This is a genomic window from Herminiimonas sp. Marseille-P9896, assembly GCF_903993245.1.
GTDB lineage: Bacteria > Pseudomonadota > Gammaproteobacteria > Burkholderiales > Burkholderiaceae_D > Oxalicibacterium > Oxalicibacterium contaminans.
The window spans coordinates 134,859-152,842 of record NZ_CAJEVT010000001.1 but is presented as its reverse complement, the minus strand read 5'-3'; the positions used below and the strand labels follow the sequence as shown (position 1 = coordinate 152,842).

Sequence of the window (17,984 nt, the reverse complement as noted above, 5' to 3'; positions counted from 1 at the left end):
TGGGGCAAATGCAATGCGAGTAAACTATGCCCTTCTGCATCCCTTTGCCTGGCCTTGCGATTCCATGAGTGCATTCGATATCAAGCGTTTCTTCCCTTTCCTGAATTGGCCGCGGCCTACGATGGCATCCCTGAAAAGCGATGCCTGGGCGGGTATCAGTGTCGGCCTGGTCTTGATTCCACAGGCGGTGGCATATGCGACGCTGGCTGGTATGCCGGCGGCGACTGGCTTGTACGCGGCACTATTGCCTAGCGTCATCGGGATTTTGTGGGGTTCGTCTGCCTTGCTGGCAGTGGGTCCGGCGGCGCTGACCAGCTTGCTGGTGTTTGGCTCGCTGTCGCCTATGGCGGCTCCGGCCAGCATGCAGTGGGTGACGCTGGCGATCTGGCTCTCTATATATACCGGCGTGATCCAGTTTATGCTGGGTGCGTTCCGCCTTGGACGCTTGTCCAATCTGGTGTCGCAGCCAGTGATCATTGGTTTTATCAACGCAGCAGCCATCATCATCATGATGTCGCAATTGCCTGCGCTGATAGGCGTGCCGGATTTGTTCGTTGCTGATATCGGCAAGGTAATCCAGCGCGTCATAGATGCACCGTCCATCATGCTGATGACGAGTGCCTTTGGTTTCGGGACGCTGATCTTGCTGGTTGTTATCAAACGTTTGTTCCCGCGCTTCCCCGGCATTTTGCTGGTGACCATACTCGGTACTTTTTTGAGCTGGCTGGTCGGCTATGCTGCGACCGGTGCCGCCATTGTCGGTGATATTGACAAGGGTTTGCCGCCTTTGGCTTTGCCTGCGGCGATTCCGTTTGAGCATCATCGTGAGTTGTGGTCGGCAGCGCTGGTATTGGCGCTGATCAGCTTTACCGAAGCGATGTCGAGTTGCCGTGTGCTGGCACGCAAGCGCCGTGAACGCTGGGATGAAAACCAGGAATTGATAGGCCAGGGTCTGGCCAAGGCGGCCAGCGGTTTGAGTGGCGCGTTCCCGGTCAGCGGCTCCTTCTCACGCTCGGCACTGAATCTGTATGCAGGTGCAACCAGTGCGTGGTCGACTTTGTTCAGCGCGCTGTGCGTATTGTTCAGCCTGATCTTCCTGGCAGATTTACTGTACTACCTGCCGCGGTCGGTACTGGCAGCGCTGATTATCATCCCGGTATTTGGCCTGTTCGATTTCTCTGCGTTCAAGCGTTTGTTCGCGATTTCGCGCGATGATGCGGCGATCGCCATCGTTACCTTTGTCGTCACGATAGTTGCCATGCCGCGCCTGCACTGGGGCGTGGTGGCAGGTATTACGTTAACCATGGTGTCTTATCTGTACCGCCATATGCAGCCGCGCATTATCGAAGTCAGCGAGCATGGCGATGGTACCTTGCGCGATAGCCAGCGCTTCGATTTGCCGCGACTGGCGCCGGGTGTGCTGGCGGTGCGCATAGATGCGGCACTCAATTTCCTGACTGGGTCTGCGCTGGAGCGTTTCATCGTGACGCAATGCGGCAGCGATCACGATATACGCCACGTCCTGCTATGTGTAGGCGCGGTCAATGATATAGACGCGACCGGTGTGGAAACCCTGGAGTCCCTGCAGATTACCTTGCAGGGGCTGGGCATAGAGCTGTATGCATCGAATATCAAAAAGCAGGTGTGGGATGTGCTGGATCATGCAGGCTGGATCAAGGCACTGGGTGATGATCATATTTTCATGACCGACCACGAAGCCATCCTCGCGATGCGCAAGCTGGCCTGAGCCAGTGATGGTGTGACCACAGCGCGTGCTGCAGTCACACCATATCCTTCCTTATTTATTGTCATGCGCAGTTTCGTCGTTGGCGTACTGCGCATGCAGGTGCACCGGTTTCGCGGTGCGTGAACGCATGCGGATGTTGATCATTTCCACCACCAGCGCAAAGCCCATCGCGCAGTAGATATATGCTTTCGGGATGTGATGGTCGAAGCCTTCCGCTATCAGGATCACGCCGATCGCGACCAGGAAGGCCAGCGCCAGTATCTTGATCGACGGATGGCGCGAGACGAAGCGGCCGATAGGGCCGGCGAACAGCATCATAAGTGCGACCGAGACGATCACGGCGGCCACCATCACTTCGATCTGATCCACCATGCCGACTGCGGTGATGATCGAGTCCAGCGAAAACACCATATCCACCACCATGATTTGCAGGATGACGGCGGTGAAAGTCGCCTTCACTGCGCTGGAAGCATGCCCTTCTTCACCTTCCAGTGATTGATGGATCTCGCCGGTGCTTTTCCATATCAGGAACAGCCCACCGCCTATCAATATCAGGTCTCGCCCTGAGATTTCCTGCCCCAGCACTGTAAACAACGGTGCCGTCAGTCCCACTATCCAGGCCAATACCATCAGCAAGCCTATGCGCATGAACATGGCGATGAACAACCCCAGTTTGCGGGCGAATTCGCGGCGCTCGACCGGCAACTTGTCGACCAGGATGGAAATAAAAATGATGTTGTCTATGCCCAGCACCAGTTCAAGTGCGGTGAGGGTGATGAAGGCTAACCAGATTTGTGGGTCTGAAATGAGTTCAAGCATGGCAAGTCTCCAATGACTTTGGGTAAGGGAAGCACCCTGGTTTCTGTATGGAATCTGTTGTTTTTTTGGCGTGGACTGACCTCATCCGCTGCCTGCCCCGGTTCGGCCCTTAGCTGCGGAAAAGCGCGCCAGCACTGCCTGTCTCTTATGTTGCCTGTTTGCATATTGACCATGCATTTGCACATTAGCAGGTAAAAGCCGTCGCGCCAACAGAATCCCAAAAGCGCGCTTGACAGTGCTTTCGGATACTACTAATATGTCAGTCATACACAATAAGAATAATTCATCTACTTCAGGAGATTTATCATGATGAGTGAACGCCAGCGGAAATTCCGCGAACAATACAAGGCGGACATCAGCCCGCTGTACAACGGTTTGCTGCACATCGCAGTGATGTATGCGAGCGGGATCGCGGCTATCTGGTACTGCGTGTCGCAGTTGCAGAATTCAGGCTGGGAATGGCTGATCGTCATCCCAGTGTTTTTGGCAGGGAATTTTGTTGAATGGGGCATGCACCGTTTCGTCATGCATCGCAAGATAGACGTATTTGCCTTGCGCGCGATTTACGATCGCCATACGCGTCAGCATCATCAGTACTTCACCGACAATGAAGCAACTATCGATACCACGCGTGAATTCCGTATTGTGTTCTTCCCTTGGCGCGTATTGATTACGCTGGGTGTGGGTGGTCTGACCCTGGGTTACCTGGCATCGGTACTGATTAATACGAATGCCGGTTACATCCTGTTCATTACGATGGTGGCGCAATACCTGATTTATGAAACCTTCCACTATTGCTGCCACGTGCACGAAAACTGGTTCGTTCGTAACATGCCTTTCATCAATACGATACGTCGCCACCATACTGCGCATCACAATCAGGGCATCATGATGAAGTACAACATGAACCTGACCTTCCCGATTGCTGACTGGGTCATGGGCAGCACCGATCTGGATCGCGGTCTGATCGGCCACCTGTTCAACGGCTACAGCGAAGAGCACATCAAGGAAGAGCTCAAGCCCATTATCAAACGCTTCCGTTACGATGATTCCCGCGTGACGCTGGACGGCCCGGAGCTGACCAAGGAAGAAGAAGCGAGCATTGATCGCGGTCTCGTAATCTGACTATAAAAAACGCCGGGTATAACCCGGCGCTTTTTGCTCTGTTTCCCGTCGCATTAGTAGTAGCGGCGCAGCGGGAAAAGTTTTTGATTACATATCGGACATCAGGGTGGCTTTGGTAAAGGTTTCGATGTTATCCAGCAGCAGATCCAGTGTTTCACCCGCTGCATTCACATCACCTTTGGCAATGGCACCAGCGACCGCGGCATGCAGACGGGCCATTTCAGGAACGTCGGCAGCCTGCTTATAGTGGAAATACCAGAAGCGACGTGACAGACCATGCATCAGGCGCATCGCACCTTCGGCAAATTCATTGCGTGCTGCAACCAGCGACAGTTCGTTGAACTCGCGGTCGGAGCGCAGGAAAGCAACGTCATCGTCAGTCGCGGCAGCATGGATGAACTCATCGTGCAGGCGAGCAAAGCGTTCACGTTCTTCCGGCAAGGCACGACGGGCAGCGCTCTTGCAGATCAGGCGCTCCACTTCGCGGCGGGTTTCCAGCAGCTTGAGTTGCTTCCTGAGATCAATCTCGGGAACCAGCAAACCACGTTGCGGCAAGACCAGCAGCAAATGTTCGCGCGCCAGGCGCTGGATGGCTTCGCGGATCGGGGTGCGGCCGATGTTGAGCATTTCGCTCAGGGTCAGCTCGGAGATGACCGAACCCGGCGGTATGCGCAGGGTAATGATGGCTTCTTCGATTTGCTCGTAAGCGATATCGGTCAGCTTTACCTTGGGTTCGGCCATATCTTGTATCGCAGATTGAGGAGAGGGCATTTTTGCCTGCTTCGCAGTTTTTGTGGCACCTGATTTGCGTGGCGCTTTTTTAGTAGCTGTCATGGGGCGATCAAATGGTTGTGGTCAGTCTGGATGAAAGATGCAGTGCGTTGTACATGTCTGCAATTATGGTTTTAAAAAGTCGTTTTGCCTACTGTAATTCATCTTATATATGGCTAGTATGAACAATTTCAATAAGCTTGCGCAACAACAAGAAAATACGCAGGGAGATGCGATGGACGTGGTTTGTCGCGGTGGCGGCGGAATAACGATCGTTGCGGTGCACGGGATCCAGGGCACGCGCGCCAGTTGGCAGTCGTTGACCGAGGCGCTGGGTGAGCAGGTGCGCTGGGTTTTGCCGAATTTGCGCGGCCGGGCGCAGGCTTTTCGCGGCCATGGCAGCGATGACTACAGCCTGGAAGCCTTCGCCGCCGAAATCGCCAAAGTAATCGCTTGTTACGTGACGACGCCGCGCTATGTGCTGGCGGGCTGGAGTATGGGTGTATCAGTTACGCTGGCAACCATGGATTTATTACGCAAACAGGGCGTGCCCTTGCCGCAAGCGCTGATCCTGATGTCGGGCAGCCCGGTACTACAACAGACCAGCTGGTTCCACGCAACCGAACATGGCGCGCTGCTGGAAGAAATTACCGCGCGTGAGCAGCGTCTCGGTTTGCGTGACGCGGCGGATCGGGATGCGGTGGCCTGGACCTGGCAAAGCATCAGCCGCAGCGATCAACGCTCACTGTTGCCGGAGATGGACTTGCCGGTGCTGATAGTGCACGGCAGCGATGATGAAGATTCACCCTATGCGCATGCGCAATTGCTGGAGCAGGGTTTGCCGCACGCCCGGCTGTGCACGATAGAACATGCGATGCACAGCATATTGACGCAAAACACGGCGCGCGTTGCCGAAGAAATGCGCGTTTTTCTTTCTGATATTCCTACCCTGCGGAGTTCCCATGAGAAGTAATGATGTCATCCATTTTTGTCCGCCTGCACGGGTTGTACTCGGTTGCGGCAGCCGTGCGCAACTGCCTGCCTTGCTGGAACGCCTCGGATACAAATCCGGCGTGCTGGTTACCGATACCTTTTTCAGCAAACAAACGCCGTGGGTGCGCGAATACATCGCAGCTGCTGAAGCGCTGGGCATTTCCACCATCGTGTTTGACGGTGGCGCAGCCGATCCGACCACCACGCTGTGTGACGATGCGACCAAACTGATACGTGCGCAAATCGGCGCACGGCAACCGGATCACATCATTGCGCTGGGTGGCGGCAGCAATATCGACCTGGCCAAAGCCCTGTGCGTCACCATTCCTGACGGTTTGCCGGTGAAAAATTTCATCGGCGCGCTGCCTGCCGCACCTAAGGCCCTGCCGCTGATCGCCCTGCCGACTACTGCCGGTACCGGCTCGGAGGCAACGCCGGGCGCGATCCTGATCGATCCGTCGAATGCGACCAAGGTGGCGGTGATGGATAACGTGCTGCGTCCTGTCATTGCATTGATCGATCCTGAATTTACCTACACTTGCCCGCCACGTGTGACCGCGGATTCCGGCATCGATGCGCTGACACATGCAGTTGAGTCTTACCTGACGTTGGACTCCGCCGAGTTTGATCGCGGTGGCCAGGTTGATCCGGGCTATAGCGGTCGCTCTTCGCTGACCATGTTGTTTGCACGTGAAGCTATCGATCTGTGCGCGCGCTTCCTGATGCGTACTTATAAGGATGGTGCGGATACCGAAGCACGCATAGGTATGGCTTACGCCAGTCACTATGCCGCACTGTCATATGGCGGTGCGGGCCTGAACGCTGTACACGGGATAGCTTACGCAGTGGCCGGACTCACACATGCGACGCATGGCAGTACCAATGCCGTGATGTTGCCGTACGTGCTGGATGCCTTGCGTACTGAACGTCCGACCGAGATGCTGGAAGTGGCACGCCTGTTCGGCATAGATACCCAAGATCCTGCGGCTGCGGTGGCGCAGGTGCCGGTGGTGATACGTGATTTGATCGGTGAGCTTGGTATCCCGACCAATTTGCGTGATTTTGGTGTGGGTCGTGAACATCTGGGTGACCTGACACGTGATGCCCTGGCAGTTGTACGCCTGGCGAAAGCATTCCCGGTGGCGGATGTGCCTGCTACCTATGCGCGCATCATCGATGCCGCATGGCATGGCAAGCTGGGAGATTGAATCCCTTTGCACAAGGGGCATAAATTGTAATGCATGCTGGCGCAAAAACTAGCACGCCAGACAGATAGTGAGTAAGCGGGGCAAGCCAGCAACATGCTGCCTTGCCCCTTGTTCATGGTGTTAGGATTTCACAGGCTGTTTACCTGGAATCCTTATACACATGCCTTTAGTCGTTTACATCCTCGGGCTGACGATCTTTTCGTTGACCACTTCCGAATTCATGGTGGCAGGCATGATGCCTTCGCTGACCCAGGCATTCGGCGTCTCGGTAACGCAAGTCGGTTATCTGATTTCCTACTACGCGATAGGTATGGTGATAGGCGGGCCAGTGCTGACGGTGGCCTTGCTCAAGCTGCGTGTCTCGAACAAGAAAGCATTGCTCTGCCTGTTGCTGCTCTACGCCTGCGCGCAGGCCGTGGCAGCCGCATCCAATAGTTACGACGTCATGGCGAGTGCGCGCTTTGTCACCGGAGTGGCGGCGGCCGCCTGCTTTGGTGCATCGCTGGCGATTTGTGGCGAGGTGGTTGCGATGGGATCGCGCGCGCGTGCAGCGTCCATCGTGGTTGGCGGTTTGATGTTGGCGAATGTGACGGGTGTACCAGCCGCGACTGCGATCGACCAGCATTGGGGCTGGCGCGCCAGTTTCTGGCTGGTGGTGATGCTGGTTGCCTTGTGCGCCCTGCTGATTATTTTCCTGGTGCCGCGCTCGCAGGCTGCAGCGGCACGCAGCCTGGATACCGAATTGGCGGAGTTTAAAAACCGTGACCTGTGGGCCGCTTATCTCACCAGTGGCTGCATCATAGGCGCTGCGTTTGCCGCCTTCAGTTATTTCGCTCCCATCCTGACCGAGCTCAGTGGTTTCAGCGCTGCGGCGATACCATGGTTGCTCGGCTTGTATGGTGTCGCGAACGTGGTCGGCAATATGGTGATAGGTCGTTACGCTGACAAATACACTTTCCCTATCCTGGCCTGGGGCCAGGCGGGTCTGGCTACCGCGCTCGCGGTGTTCGCATACTTTGCGCACAAGCAGATCATCAGCGTCGTGGCCTTGATTGTGATCGGCCTGATCGGTGTGGCGCTGAATCCGGCGATGATTGCGCGCATTATGAAAACTGCGCATCCGGGTGCGCTGGTGCACACCATGCATTCATCGGTGATCAATATGGGATTGGGTCTGGGTTCCTGGCTGGGTGGTGTCGGCATCGCAGCTGGCTATGGCCTGCGCGCTCCCTTGTGGCTTGGGTTTGCGCTGGCCATAGCCGGTTTGCTGAGTGTCTTGCCTTATTTGAAAAATGAATTGAAGCGCAAGCCTTAAGTACCCTTGATGATTTTCATCGTTGCGGTATCTGCTTCGGCTTGCGCCAGCGTTCCTTCAAACACAATCTCGCCGCGCTCTATCACGTACAGCCGATCAGCAAATGGCGGCAGGTGATAGAAGTTGGATTCGGCCAGCAGCACACCGCGTCCCTGCTTCAGGATGCTTTGCAAACCTTCGCTGATGGTCGGGATGATGGCAGGCGACAAGCCTTCGAATGCTTCATCCAGCAACAGCAGCTCAGGGTCGAGCGCGAGTGCACGTGCGATCGATACCATCTTGCGCTCACCGCCGGATAGTTGCTGCCCGCCTCTATGCAAATACTGCTTGAGCTTGGGGAAGACGGCATATGCTTCATCTATGCGTTCCTGTGCGCTGCGCGCTGATTTGCGCGTCCAGGTCGGCAGCGCGATATTGTCTTCGACCGTGAGATCGCCGAACACATCGCTGCCTTCTGGCGTATAGCCGAGGCCGAGTTCCACGATCTTGTGCGTTTGCATGCCGTTGATCGCCTTGTTCTTCCAGTTGATCGCGCCGGACTTCAGCGCCTGGAAACCCATGATGGAACGGAAGGTGGTGGACTTGCCTGCGCCGTTGCGACCGACCAGGCACACCAGCTCACCCGGATTGATACGCATCGAAATATCGCGCAGGACCGGATTGCCGACCAGGGTGACATTGACCTTATCGAGTGCGAGAGACATTAGTGCGCTCCTTTGCCGACCACGATGGACACGACTTCTTCATTGGCAAAAAATTCATCGCGCGGCAGGTCGGCGATCTTCTTGCCAGCCTGCATCGCAACGATGCGTGTCGAATAGCGCGATACCAGATCCATATCGTGTTCTACCAGCATGATGGCTTCTATCCCCATATGTTTGGCGGCACGCAACAGGGTTTCCATGACGCCGTGTTTGTCAGCGGTGGACACACCAGCAGTCGGTTCATCCAGCAGCATCACTTTCGGATGCAGTGCGAAGGCACTGGCGACGTCGAGCAGCTTGCGTCGGCCATGTGGCAGTGAGCCACCCTTGGTATCCAGCCACGGTGACAAGCCGAATGCATCAGCGGTGCGCACCACGATGTCATTGATCTTGCGACTGCCGAATAGATGACCAAAGCCATTCCAGCGCTGGTTCAGGTAAGAGCAGGCCGAGACGGCGATAGTCTCGCGCACTGTCAGCTCAGGGAAAATGCTGGTGAGCTGGAAGGCGCGTGCGAGGCCACGCGTGGCGAGGTCGACCGCACCGACGCCGGCAATATTCGAACCATTGAAATTGACATGGCCAGTGGTTGGCTGATGCAAGCCTGTCAGTACGTTGACCAGTGTGGTCTTGCCTGCACCATTCGGCCCGACCACAGAAACAAACTCACCGCGTGAGACGGACAGATCCACATTCTGCAGCGCGATGAAGTCGCCGTAGTGGCGTGAAATCTGTTCTGCGCGGAGCAATACATCAGTGCTACTCATGCTTGCTCTCCTTTGGATTTGAATTTACGGATGGCACCCATGATGCCGCCCGGCAGTACGATCACCAGGATCGCCAGGATGGCACCGAGGAAGAAGCGCCAGTACTGCGTCAGCGACGACAGCTCATCCTGCAGCAGGATGAAGACGAAGGCACCGAGTACAGGGCCGAGGAATTCCTGATAGCCACCGAGCACCGCCATGAAGACCAGATGACCGGAGTGCGTCCAGTAAGCCAGCTCCGGATCAGCCAGGCCAGTGTTGACACCGAGGATCACGCCGCCGATGGATGCATATACGGCCGACACTACGAAAGCGATGGCACGTACGCTGCGTACCTTGACGCCGAGATACAGCGCCTTGACTGCATTGTCACGCGAAGCCATCAGGTGGATGCCATATGGTGAACGCACGATGCGCCACATGACCCAGGTCAGCAGCAGCACCATCACCAGACAGTAGTAATAGAACGGGCCGCCGAGGAAAGCCGTCTTGTCGAACTGATCCAGCTCCATACCGAACAGGCTCGGACGTGGCACACGCATGCCGCTGTCGCCACCCGTGATGTAGTAGAACTTGTTCAGGAAGGAGTGGAACAACATACCGAAAGACAAGGTCAGCATGCCGAAGAAGATGCCGGTAAAGCGACTCGCCAGCCATGCAATCGGGATCGAAATCACGAAGGAAGCGACGACGGCTGTCAGCAACATCATCTCGAATGAAACCATGCCCGTCTTCGATACCATGGCCGCTGCGGCATAGGCACCGATCGCAACGAACAGGGCGTGGCCGAAAGAAAGCAGACCGCCATAACCAAACAGCAGGTTAAAGCCGAGCAGAATCACGGCATAGGCAAAGAAAGGAATCAGCAGCGTCATGTAGTACTGGCTGATCACCAGCGGTGCGACTGCCAGCACGGCCAGCACCAGGCCACCGGCTATCAGTTTGGCGCGAGAGATCGGAGGTGGCGCGACAAATTCCAGTTCCTCCGGCGCGGTAATAGGCGCGCTGTGTACGGTATCGGTTCTCATGCTTCAGCCTTTCCGTAGAGACCTGCCGGCTTCCAGATCAGGACCGCCAACACAATTGCATAGATAGCCAGGATTTCAGCTTCCGGGTAATACATGGCGCTGAGTGCGCGGATCAGGCCGACGATGAGGGCGCCGACTGCTGCGCCTTTCATGCTGCCGAGGCCGCCGATCACCACCACCGCAAACGCCTCAACCACCAGTTCGACGCCCATCTCCAGCGATGCTGCTGCATTCGGGATGACGAGTGCGCCACCGATCGTGCCGAGCATGGTGCCGAGGGTGAACACCATCACGTAGACGCGGGTCACGTTAATGCCCATCGCGGCGCTGGTTTCACGATTCTCTGCGGTTGCGCGCAGGATTTTGCCGGTCTTGGTTTTGCCGAGGAAGTACGCCATGCCGATCGCGAGTGCGATGGCGACGGCGATCACCATCACGTTATACGTCGGCATGCTGACACCGAAGGCAGACATGGTGCCGAAGGTCATGGAGACGTTAGGCAATTGCTGCGGGTCGGCACCCCAGAAGAAACGCAGTACGTCCTGGAACATCAGCATCACTGCAAAGGTCAGCAGCAACTGGAATGATTCCGGACGGTTATAGATAGTGCGTATCAGTCGTTCCAGTGGCAGTCCGATCAGGCCGATGACGATACCGGCGGCTAGCAGTACCAGCGGAAACAGGTGTACGGGTAAACCTTTGCTCAGCGCCCACGACGTGACGAAGATGCCGAAGTATGCGCCGAGCGCATAGATCGAACCGCACGCCAGGTTGATGATGCGCTGTACGCCAAAGATCAGTTGCAAGCCGGACGCCACCAGGAACAGGACAGCTGCCTGGAATACGCCGGCCAAAAGGATATTGAAAAACGGAGCCATAGATACACCCCTCCCTGGCTGATACGAATTGCTAAGTATCCACCAGGGAAGTTCCCTCCTTTGTGTCAGGTGTTAGATCTTGAAGTTTGCGGTATTCAGCCATTCCCAGAAATCCGCGCCTGTCGGTTTCTGCAATTGGTCGGAATACATGGTCTCGACTGATGCCAGCGTCGGGAAGTCGTAGTTATTCTTATTGGTCGACAAGCCCTGGTGGAAAGTCTGGTTGGCGATATGGTCGGCGCGCATCGCACCTTTACCGCCGAGTGATTCGACCTGCACACCCGGGATGGCCAGACAGATTTCTTCCGCGGTCGGCCAGGATTTTTTCGCTGCCAGTGCTTTCTCTACGCCAGCCTTGTAGACCATCATCGAGAAATACGCACGGTCAGCTTCCCAGTGCGGATAATCCTTGTACTTGTCGGCATACCATTTGACGAATTCCTTCTGTGTCGCCGATGCTTTCGGATCATCGAAGTACATCGTGTTGTGACCCCAGACGATGCCTTCAGGTGTGAACTCTTTCTTCATCGCGGTGTGTTGCCAACCGGCTGCAGGCAGGACGAAGCGCGTACCTTCGGTCAGGCCGGCGTTGTGCGCCTGCTTCATGAAGACCGGCAAATCGGCAAACAGCAGCGACGAGAAAATCAGATCAGGTTTGGCGGCCTTCAGTGCGGCGACGTTGGCGGTCAGATCGAGATTGCCGATCTTCGACCATTGTTCGGACACGACTTCGTGTTCGATGCCGTATTTTTTCAGCAGTGCCTGGAATGCGGTCCAGGTATTGCGGCCATATGAGTAATCAGGATTGACGCAAGCGATGCGTTTGAACTTGCCTTTGAAGTGTTTGATCGCCAGCAGCGAGGCCATCACGGCTTCGCACTCGTTATCCGTGCTGCGGAACACATACTTAGGTTTAGGCATGGTTTCTTTCACGCCGTCCTGTGTAGTGCCATCCCAGAAAATGGTCGGCATGCGCGAATCTTCAGCAGCTGGTGCCAGCGCCAGGCTGACGCCGGAAGACACGATGCCTTGTACGCAATCCACTTTTTCCTGCAGCACCAGTTTGCGGAAGCGATCGATGGTGTCTTTAGGTGAAGTCTCTTCCTGGATCACCAGTTCGACCTTGCGACCGCCGATGCCGCCAGCAGCATTGATGCGAGCAGTGGTCCACTCGACACCGCGCAAGCCGCATTCACCGATAGTGCCGGCGACGCCGCCGCGTGGTGCGATGACGCCGACACGCAAAGGTTTGTTTTGTGCGAACGCCGGCATACCGAGCAAGCCGGTAGCGATACCGGCACCGGCAGCTTTGAGTACGGTACGACGTTGGATAGATGGAACCTTAACTGATGAAACTTCAACTGATGAAGCGGGCTTTTTCATAGTCTCCTCCGGGGATGGGGTTGGGTCTCAGAACGTTTTATATATTAATTATGTGCATCTAAGATATCACAAATATTTCTTTGCGCGATTTATTTGATGATTGCGTTAAATTCTTGCTCTGTGGAAACCATCTTTCAGCCCGTAATTTAACGGTTTTCCGCAGAGTGTGAGCGCTCTCACTACCCTGTTTGTCACTGCAAATATCGTCCCCGCTACCTGCGCACTTTGTGTTGCGGCGTTCCCGCAACACCCGTCAACTTTATGCGTCATCCGCCAGATGCCCAGTCCTGGTGCGGTTTTAGCGCCGTTGATGCCTGTTTTTAAGTGCAAATCCGTACTCCAGATACTTGTCGTATTTTGCCCGCGCGTCAATAAATTAAAAATTTCTGCAAAATTGATTGACACAACTAATATATGAGAAGAATATATCAAGCAGGTGCAAAAAAGCGCCACCAACCAGACCGTGCATCACGAGTTTGCGCGGCTAAAAACGAAGTTAAGAAAAAACTAGGAGACAAAAATGTTGAATCGCCTTAACGTCGCACGCGCGTCGCTATCTGTCGTCGCCGCCGCCATGCTCTGTGCACCGGCCTATGCGTGGGAACCAAGCAAAGCAGTAGAAATGGTGTTGCCATCCGGTAGTGGCAGCGGTACTGATCAAATGGCGCGCCTGATGTCCAGCATCGTGGTCAAGCACAGCCTGGCAAAGAAGCCCTACATCGTTACCCCTAAAGGTGGGGCCGGCGGGGCCGAAGGCTTCATTGATCTCAAAACCTCGCCGGGCAATCCGCACAAAATCCTGATCTCCGCATCGCACATGTATATGTTGCCGCTGACGGCTGACGTTCCGTTCTCATGGAAAGACATGACGCCAGTCGCCAACCTGGTGATGGATGAATTCGTGCTGTGGGTGAATGCAGCTTCACCATACAAAACCGCGGCTGAACTGCTGGCAGCAGCAAAAGCGCAACCAGGCCAGATCCGCGCCGGTGGTGCAGGCTCCAAACGTGAAGACAATCTGTTGTTTGCAGCCGTTGAACAAGCGGCAGGTGTGAAGTTCAATTACATTCCATACAAAGGCGGCGGTGATGTCGCTACCCAGCTGGTCGGCAATCACATCGACGTTTCGGTCAACAATCCGGTAGAAGCGGTATCGCAATGGCGTGCCGGTCAGCTGCGCCCACTGTGCGTATTCGACGACAAGCCGATGGCACAAACCGAAAAAGTCACAACGACCGAATCCTGGTCCAGCATTCCTACCTGCAAATCGCAAGGCCTCAACGTTACTTACCTGATGCAACGCAGCGTGTTCCTGCCAACAGGTGTCAAGCCTGACCAGGTCGCTTACTACGTCGATCAAATGCAGAAAATCGTAGCGACACCGGAGTGGAAGGAGTTCTCCAATCGCAACGCATTCAAGGACGCCTTCCTGACTGGCCCGGCGCTGCAGAAATTCCTGCAAACCGATGCCGACATGCACTACGACTTGCTGAAAAAAGCTGGCTTCCTGGCCGCTGGTAAATAAACGGAGCAGCAACATGGATAGCAATCAAAAAGAAGACCGTGTCTTAGTCAAGCACGGTGTGGCGGAGTTCGCCTGCGCCCTGGCATTCATGATTGCCGGTGGTTTGCTGATCTGGGACAGCTACCACCGGGGCGCAGGCTGGGGAAGTGCCGGACCGAAGTCCGGTTACTTCCCGTTCCGCATCGGCATCATCATGTGCATCGCTGCTGCGGTCGTGATGTTTAACGCGACCCGCAGCAAAGCGATCAACGCCTCATCGTTCGTCACACGCGGAGAACTCAAACCGGTGCTGCAAGTACTGGCACCGATACTCGGCTTTGTCGCGATTGCGCAATTCCTCGGCATGTACATCGCGGCATTGGCACTCATAGCAGGCTTTATGCGTGTACTCGGCAAATACAGTTGGTTGAAATCACTGGCGGTAGGTTTGTCGGTGGTAGCAGTTGTGTTCTGGCTGTTTGAAATTCAATTCATGGTTCCGTTGATCAAGGGCCCGCTTGAAGCGGCATTCGGCTACTGAATCTCGCTAACAAAAATCCATAGAAGGAGACATTCATGGAAGAGCTGGGCTATTTGATGCATGGGTTTTCTGTCGCCCTTACGGGACAGCATATTTTAATGATGTTCATAGGCGTCACGCTGGGCATCCTGATCGGCGTATTGCCGGGACTGGGCGGGCCGAACGGCGTGGCGATCCTGTTGCCACTGACATTCTCGATGGAGCCGACCGCCGGCATCATCCTCTTGTCCTGCCTGTACTGGGGCGCTTTGTTCGGCGGTGCGATTACCTCCATCCTGTTCAACATCCCGGGTGAGCCGTGGTCGGTCGCGACGACCTTCGATGGTTATCCGATGGCGCAGAAAGGCAAGGCCGGGGAAGCGTTGACGGCTGCTTTCAGCGGTTCCTTCATAGGTGCGTTTTTCTCGGTGATGCTGATTACCTTCCTGGCACCGCTGGTGGCGTCGTTCGCACTGAAATTCGGTCCGCCGGAATTCTTTGCGGTGTACTTGCTGACTTTCTGCAGCTTCGTTGGCATGGGCGGTGGTTCGCCATTCAAAACCATACTCGTGATGATGCTGGGCTTCGGTCTCGCCACCATCGGTATGGACACCATCACCGGCGGCTTGCGCATGACATTCGGTTTCGATGAATTGCTGCGCGGGATCGACTTCCTGATCGTCGTGATCGGTTTGTTCGGTATCGGTGAAATCCTGCTGACGATGGAAGAGGGTCTGGCCTTCCGTGGCAAGCAAGCCGGTATCAATCTGAAAGTGGTGCTGCAAACCTGGCGTCAACTGCCGCGCTACTGGGCTTCGCTGGTCCGCAGCTTCGTGGTCGGTGCATGGATGGGGGTGACACCAGGCGGTGCAACTGCGGCTTCCTTCATGGGCTACGGTATCGCACGTCGTTTCTCGAAAGAGAAAGAGCACTTTGGTAAAGGTAGCCTGGAAGGTGTGATCGCACCGGAAACCGCGGCGCACGCGTCCGGTACTACCGCTCTGCTGCCTATGCTGGCACTCGGTATCCCGGGTTCGGCTACCGCTGCGGTTTTGCTCGGTGGTTTGATGGTGTGGGGTTTGCAACCGGGTCCTATGCTCTTCGTTGAGCAAAAGGATTTCGTGTGGGGCCTGATCGCCAGTATGTACCTCGGTAATATCGTCGGCCTGATCGTGGTGCTGAGTACCGTGCCATTCTTCGCTGCCATCTTGCGAGTACCGTTCACCATCGTTGCGCCTGTCATCATCCTGCTGTGTGCGATCGGTGCTTACACCGTGCACGGTGCGATGTTCGATGTCTGGCTGATGGTCGTGTTCGGCATTGTTGGTTATGTCTTGAAGAAACTCGACTACCCGCTGGCACCACTGGTGCTGGCAATGGTACTGGGCGACAAAGCAGAAGATGCGTTCCGTCAAACCATGTTGCTGTCGCATGGCGGCATGGAAATCTTCTGGTCCAACTACCTGGTCGGTTCCATCACCACGCTGGCATTGATTACGCTGATGTGGCCAGTCATCTCGGGGATTTTCAGCAAGCGTACTAAAGCAGTGGAGGTGGCAGCATGAAAATGTCGCCGGACTTCCACTGGGATACGCTGGCCCGTAACACTGCGGCGCGCCTCAAGCGCGGTGCGTCGCACGCCAACGGCAAAGTAGTCGCCGCCGAAAACATCGCCGCCCTGTTGCACGCGGTGATCGAATCCGGTGATCGCGTGTGTGTCGAAGGCAATAACCAAAAGCACGCCGACTTCCTGGCTACGGCTTTGTCCAAGATGGATGCAAATCTGGTGCATGACTTGCACATCATTCAATCCAATCTGGCACTGGCTGCGCATCTGGATGTATTCGAACGCGGCGTTGCGTCGCGCCTGGACTTTTGCTACTCCGGTGACCAGGGTGTGCGCCTCGCACGCCTGATCAAGGCGGGCAAGATCAATGTCGGTGCGATCCATACTTACCTTGAGTTGTATGGTCGCTACTTCATGGATCTGACGCCGCGCGTGTCATTGATCGCAGCGCAAAGTGCAGATGCCAACGGCAATCTCTACACCGGCCCGAATACCGAAGACACGCCGGCCGTCGCGGAAGGCACTGCCTTCAAGAACGGCATCATCATCGCGCAAGTCAACGAAATCGTAGACACCGTACCGCGCGTTGATGTGCCGGGTGACTGGGTTTCGTATGTGGTGCAGGCACCGAAGCCGCATTACATCGAACCTATCTTCACGCGTGATCCGGCTCAGATCACCGAGACGCAAATCCTGATGGCGATGATGGTCATCAAGGGCTTGTACGCCCCGTATGGCGTTACCCGTCTGAACCACGGCATCGGCTTCGATACTGCGGCGATAGAACTGATCTTGCCGACCTATGCCGAGTCGCTCGGCCTGCGCGGCAAGATCTGTAATTACATGACGGTCAACCCATGCCCTACGCTGATCCCGGCGATTGAATCCGGCTTCGTCAAAGGCATACATTGCGCCGGTTCCGAACTGGGTATGGAAGAGTATGTGCGGGCACGCCCTGACGTCTTCTTCAACGGGCCGGATGGCAGCATGCGTTCGAATCGCGTGTTTTGCCAGATCGCCGGTCATTACTCGGATCTGTTCATAGGTTCGACCCTGCAAGTCGATACGCAAGGCAATAGCTCGACCGCCACCCTCAACCGCATCACCGGTTTCGGTGGTGCACCCAACTTCGGTTCCGAGTCACGGGCGCGTCGTCATGTCAGCTATCCATGGCTGAAAGCGGGACAGGAAGCGGCGCAGGCGACCGGTGCGACCATGCCGCGCGGTCGCAAGCTGGTAGTGCAGATGGTCGAATCCTTCCGCGAAAAAATGAGCCCGACTTTCACGGAAAAGCTGGATGCATGGCAGCTGATGGAAGACCTCTCGCTGGAACTGCCACCGGTCATGGTGTATGGCGACGACGTCACACAAATCGTGACTGAAGAAGGCATCGCGCATTTGCATAAATGCAGCAACCCGCAGGAACGTGAGCAGGCGGTACGTGGTGTGGCTGGCTTTACTGCAGTTGGCCTCAAGCGCGACCAGCGTGTCGTCGACAATCTGCGCGACCGTGGCGTGATCCAGCGGCCGGAAGACATAGGCGTCGATGTATCACTGGCGACGCGCGATTTGCTGGCCGCCAAATCCATGAAGGATTTGGTCAGATGGTCAGGCAATCTCTATCAACCACCAAACAGATTCAGAAACTGGTAGGC

The 17,984-nt window shown here is 55.8% G+C and carries 16 protein-coding genes; 9 read left to right on the top strand and 7 right to left on the bottom strand.

Annotation, left to right across the window (positions count from 1 at the left end; translation table 11 throughout):
* Positions 1-64 precede the first annotated feature (64 nt).
* Positions 65-1,747: a SulP family inorganic anion transporter gene (locus H7U06_RS00745; RefSeq protein WP_175624330.1), complete on the top strand. Its 1,683-nt coding sequence runs from the start codon at positions 65-67 to the stop codon at positions 1,745-1,747.
* Positions 1,748-1,798: 51 nt separating this feature from the next.
* Here the strand turns inward: H7U06_RS00745 and H7U06_RS00740 are convergent, their stop codons facing one another.
* Positions 1,799-2,566, bottom strand: coding sequence for a TerC family protein (locus H7U06_RS00740; RefSeq protein ID WP_175624329.1), 768 nt, complete (start codon positions 2,564-2,566; stop codon positions 1,799-1,801).
* Between the two features lie 306 nt (positions 2,567-2,872).
* Between H7U06_RS00740 and H7U06_RS00735 the strand changes: the two genes are divergently transcribed.
* The gene (locus tag H7U06_RS00735; RefSeq protein ID WP_175624328.1) at positions 2,873-3,691 is read left to right on the top strand and encodes a sterol desaturase family protein; all 819 of its coding nucleotides are present in this window, start codon (positions 2,873-2,875) and stop codon (positions 3,689-3,691) included.
* An 87-nt stretch (positions 3,692-3,778) separates the two neighbouring features.
* On the opposite strand, the gene H7U06_RS00730 is transcribed toward H7U06_RS00735, so the two are convergent.
* Positions 3,779-4,462, bottom strand: coding sequence for a GntR family transcriptional regulator (locus H7U06_RS00730; RefSeq protein ID WP_175624327.1), 684 nt, complete (start codon positions 4,460-4,462; stop codon positions 3,779-3,781).
* Between the two features lie 181 nt (positions 4,463-4,643).
* Between H7U06_RS00730 and H7U06_RS00725 the strand changes: the two genes are divergently transcribed.
* The 3 genes from H7U06_RS00725 (at position 4,644) to H7U06_RS00715 (ending at position 7,978) form a co-directional block, all read left to right on the top strand.
* Positions 4,644-5,435 carry an alpha/beta fold hydrolase gene (locus tag H7U06_RS00725; RefSeq protein ID WP_175624326.1) on the top strand — a complete coding sequence of 264 codons (792 nt, stop codon included), beginning with the start codon at positions 4,644-4,646 and terminating at the stop codon, positions 5,433-5,435.
* Entirely contained in the window at positions 5,425-6,663 is a 1,239-nt protein-coding gene (locus H7U06_RS00720) for an iron-containing alcohol dehydrogenase (RefSeq protein WP_175624325.1), read from the top strand. Before H7U06_RS00725 ends, H7U06_RS00720 begins: the two co-directional genes overlap by 11 nt.
* A 160-nt stretch (positions 6,664-6,823) precedes the next feature.
* On the top strand, positions 6,824-7,978 hold the full coding sequence (locus tag H7U06_RS00715) for an MFS transporter (RefSeq protein WP_175624324.1): 1,155 nt from the start codon (positions 6,824-6,826) through the stop codon (positions 7,976-7,978).
* On the opposite strand, the gene H7U06_RS00710 is transcribed toward H7U06_RS00715, so the two are convergent.
* The 5 genes from H7U06_RS00710 to H7U06_RS00690 form a co-directional block, all read right to left on the bottom strand.
* Complete coding sequence (locus H7U06_RS00710) at positions 7,975-8,682, bottom strand: ABC transporter ATP-binding protein (protein ID WP_175624323.1); 708 nt, start codon at positions 8,680-8,682, stop codon at positions 7,975-7,977. The two genes, H7U06_RS00715 and H7U06_RS00710, sit on opposite strands and share 4 nt — an antisense overlap.
* Positions 8,682-9,449 carry an ABC transporter ATP-binding protein gene (locus H7U06_RS00705; RefSeq protein ID WP_175624322.1) on the bottom strand — a complete coding sequence of 256 codons (768 nt, stop codon included), beginning with the start codon at positions 9,447-9,449 and terminating at the stop codon, positions 8,682-8,684. Before H7U06_RS00705 ends, H7U06_RS00710 begins: the two co-directional genes overlap by 1 nt.
* Positions 9,446-10,477, bottom strand: a complete 1,032-nt coding sequence (locus tag H7U06_RS00700; protein ID WP_175624321.1) for a branched-chain amino acid ABC transporter permease — start codon at positions 10,475-10,477, stop codon at positions 9,446-9,448. The genes H7U06_RS00705 and H7U06_RS00700 overlap by 4 nt, the downstream gene beginning before the upstream one ends.
* On the bottom strand, positions 10,474-11,355 hold the full coding sequence (locus H7U06_RS00695; RefSeq protein ID WP_175624320.1) for a branched-chain amino acid ABC transporter permease: 882 nt from the start codon (positions 11,353-11,355) through the stop codon (positions 10,474-10,476). Before H7U06_RS00695 ends, H7U06_RS00700 begins: the two co-directional genes overlap by 4 nt.
* Positions 11,356-11,427: 72 nt before the next feature.
* Positions 11,428-12,738 carry an ABC transporter substrate-binding protein gene (locus H7U06_RS00690; RefSeq protein WP_175624319.1) on the bottom strand — a complete coding sequence of 437 codons (1,311 nt, stop codon included), beginning with the start codon at positions 12,736-12,738 and terminating at the stop codon, positions 11,428-11,430.
* Positions 12,739-13,258: 520 nt separating this feature from the next.
* On the opposite strand from H7U06_RS00690, the gene H7U06_RS00685 reads away from it, so the two are divergent.
* The 4 genes from H7U06_RS00685 to mdcA are packed head-to-tail and all read left to right on the top strand — an operon-like array spanning position 13,259 to position 17,982.
* A complete protein-coding gene (locus H7U06_RS00685) occupies positions 13,259-14,263 on the top strand; it encodes a tripartite tricarboxylate transporter substrate binding protein (protein ID WP_175624318.1) in 1,005 nt (334 codons plus the stop codon).
* Between the two features lie 13 nt (positions 14,264-14,276).
* Positions 14,277-14,783 carry a tripartite tricarboxylate transporter TctB family protein gene (locus H7U06_RS00680; protein WP_175624317.1) on the top strand — a complete coding sequence of 169 codons (507 nt, stop codon included), beginning with the start codon at positions 14,277-14,279 and terminating at the stop codon, positions 14,781-14,783.
* A gap of 35 nt (positions 14,784-14,818) precedes the next feature.
* Positions 14,819-16,327 carry a tripartite tricarboxylate transporter permease gene (locus H7U06_RS00675; protein ID WP_175624316.1) on the top strand — a complete coding sequence of 503 codons (1,509 nt, stop codon included), beginning with the start codon at positions 14,819-14,821 and terminating at the stop codon, positions 16,325-16,327.
* Positions 16,324-17,982 (top strand): malonate decarboxylase subunit alpha, encoded by a 1,659-nt coding sequence (gene mdcA, locus H7U06_RS00670; protein WP_370458588.1) that lies wholly within the window; start codon positions 16,324-16,326, stop codon positions 17,980-17,982. The genes H7U06_RS00675 and mdcA overlap by 4 nt, the downstream gene beginning before the upstream one ends.
* The last annotated feature ends 2 nt before the right edge of the window (positions 17,983-17,984 follow it).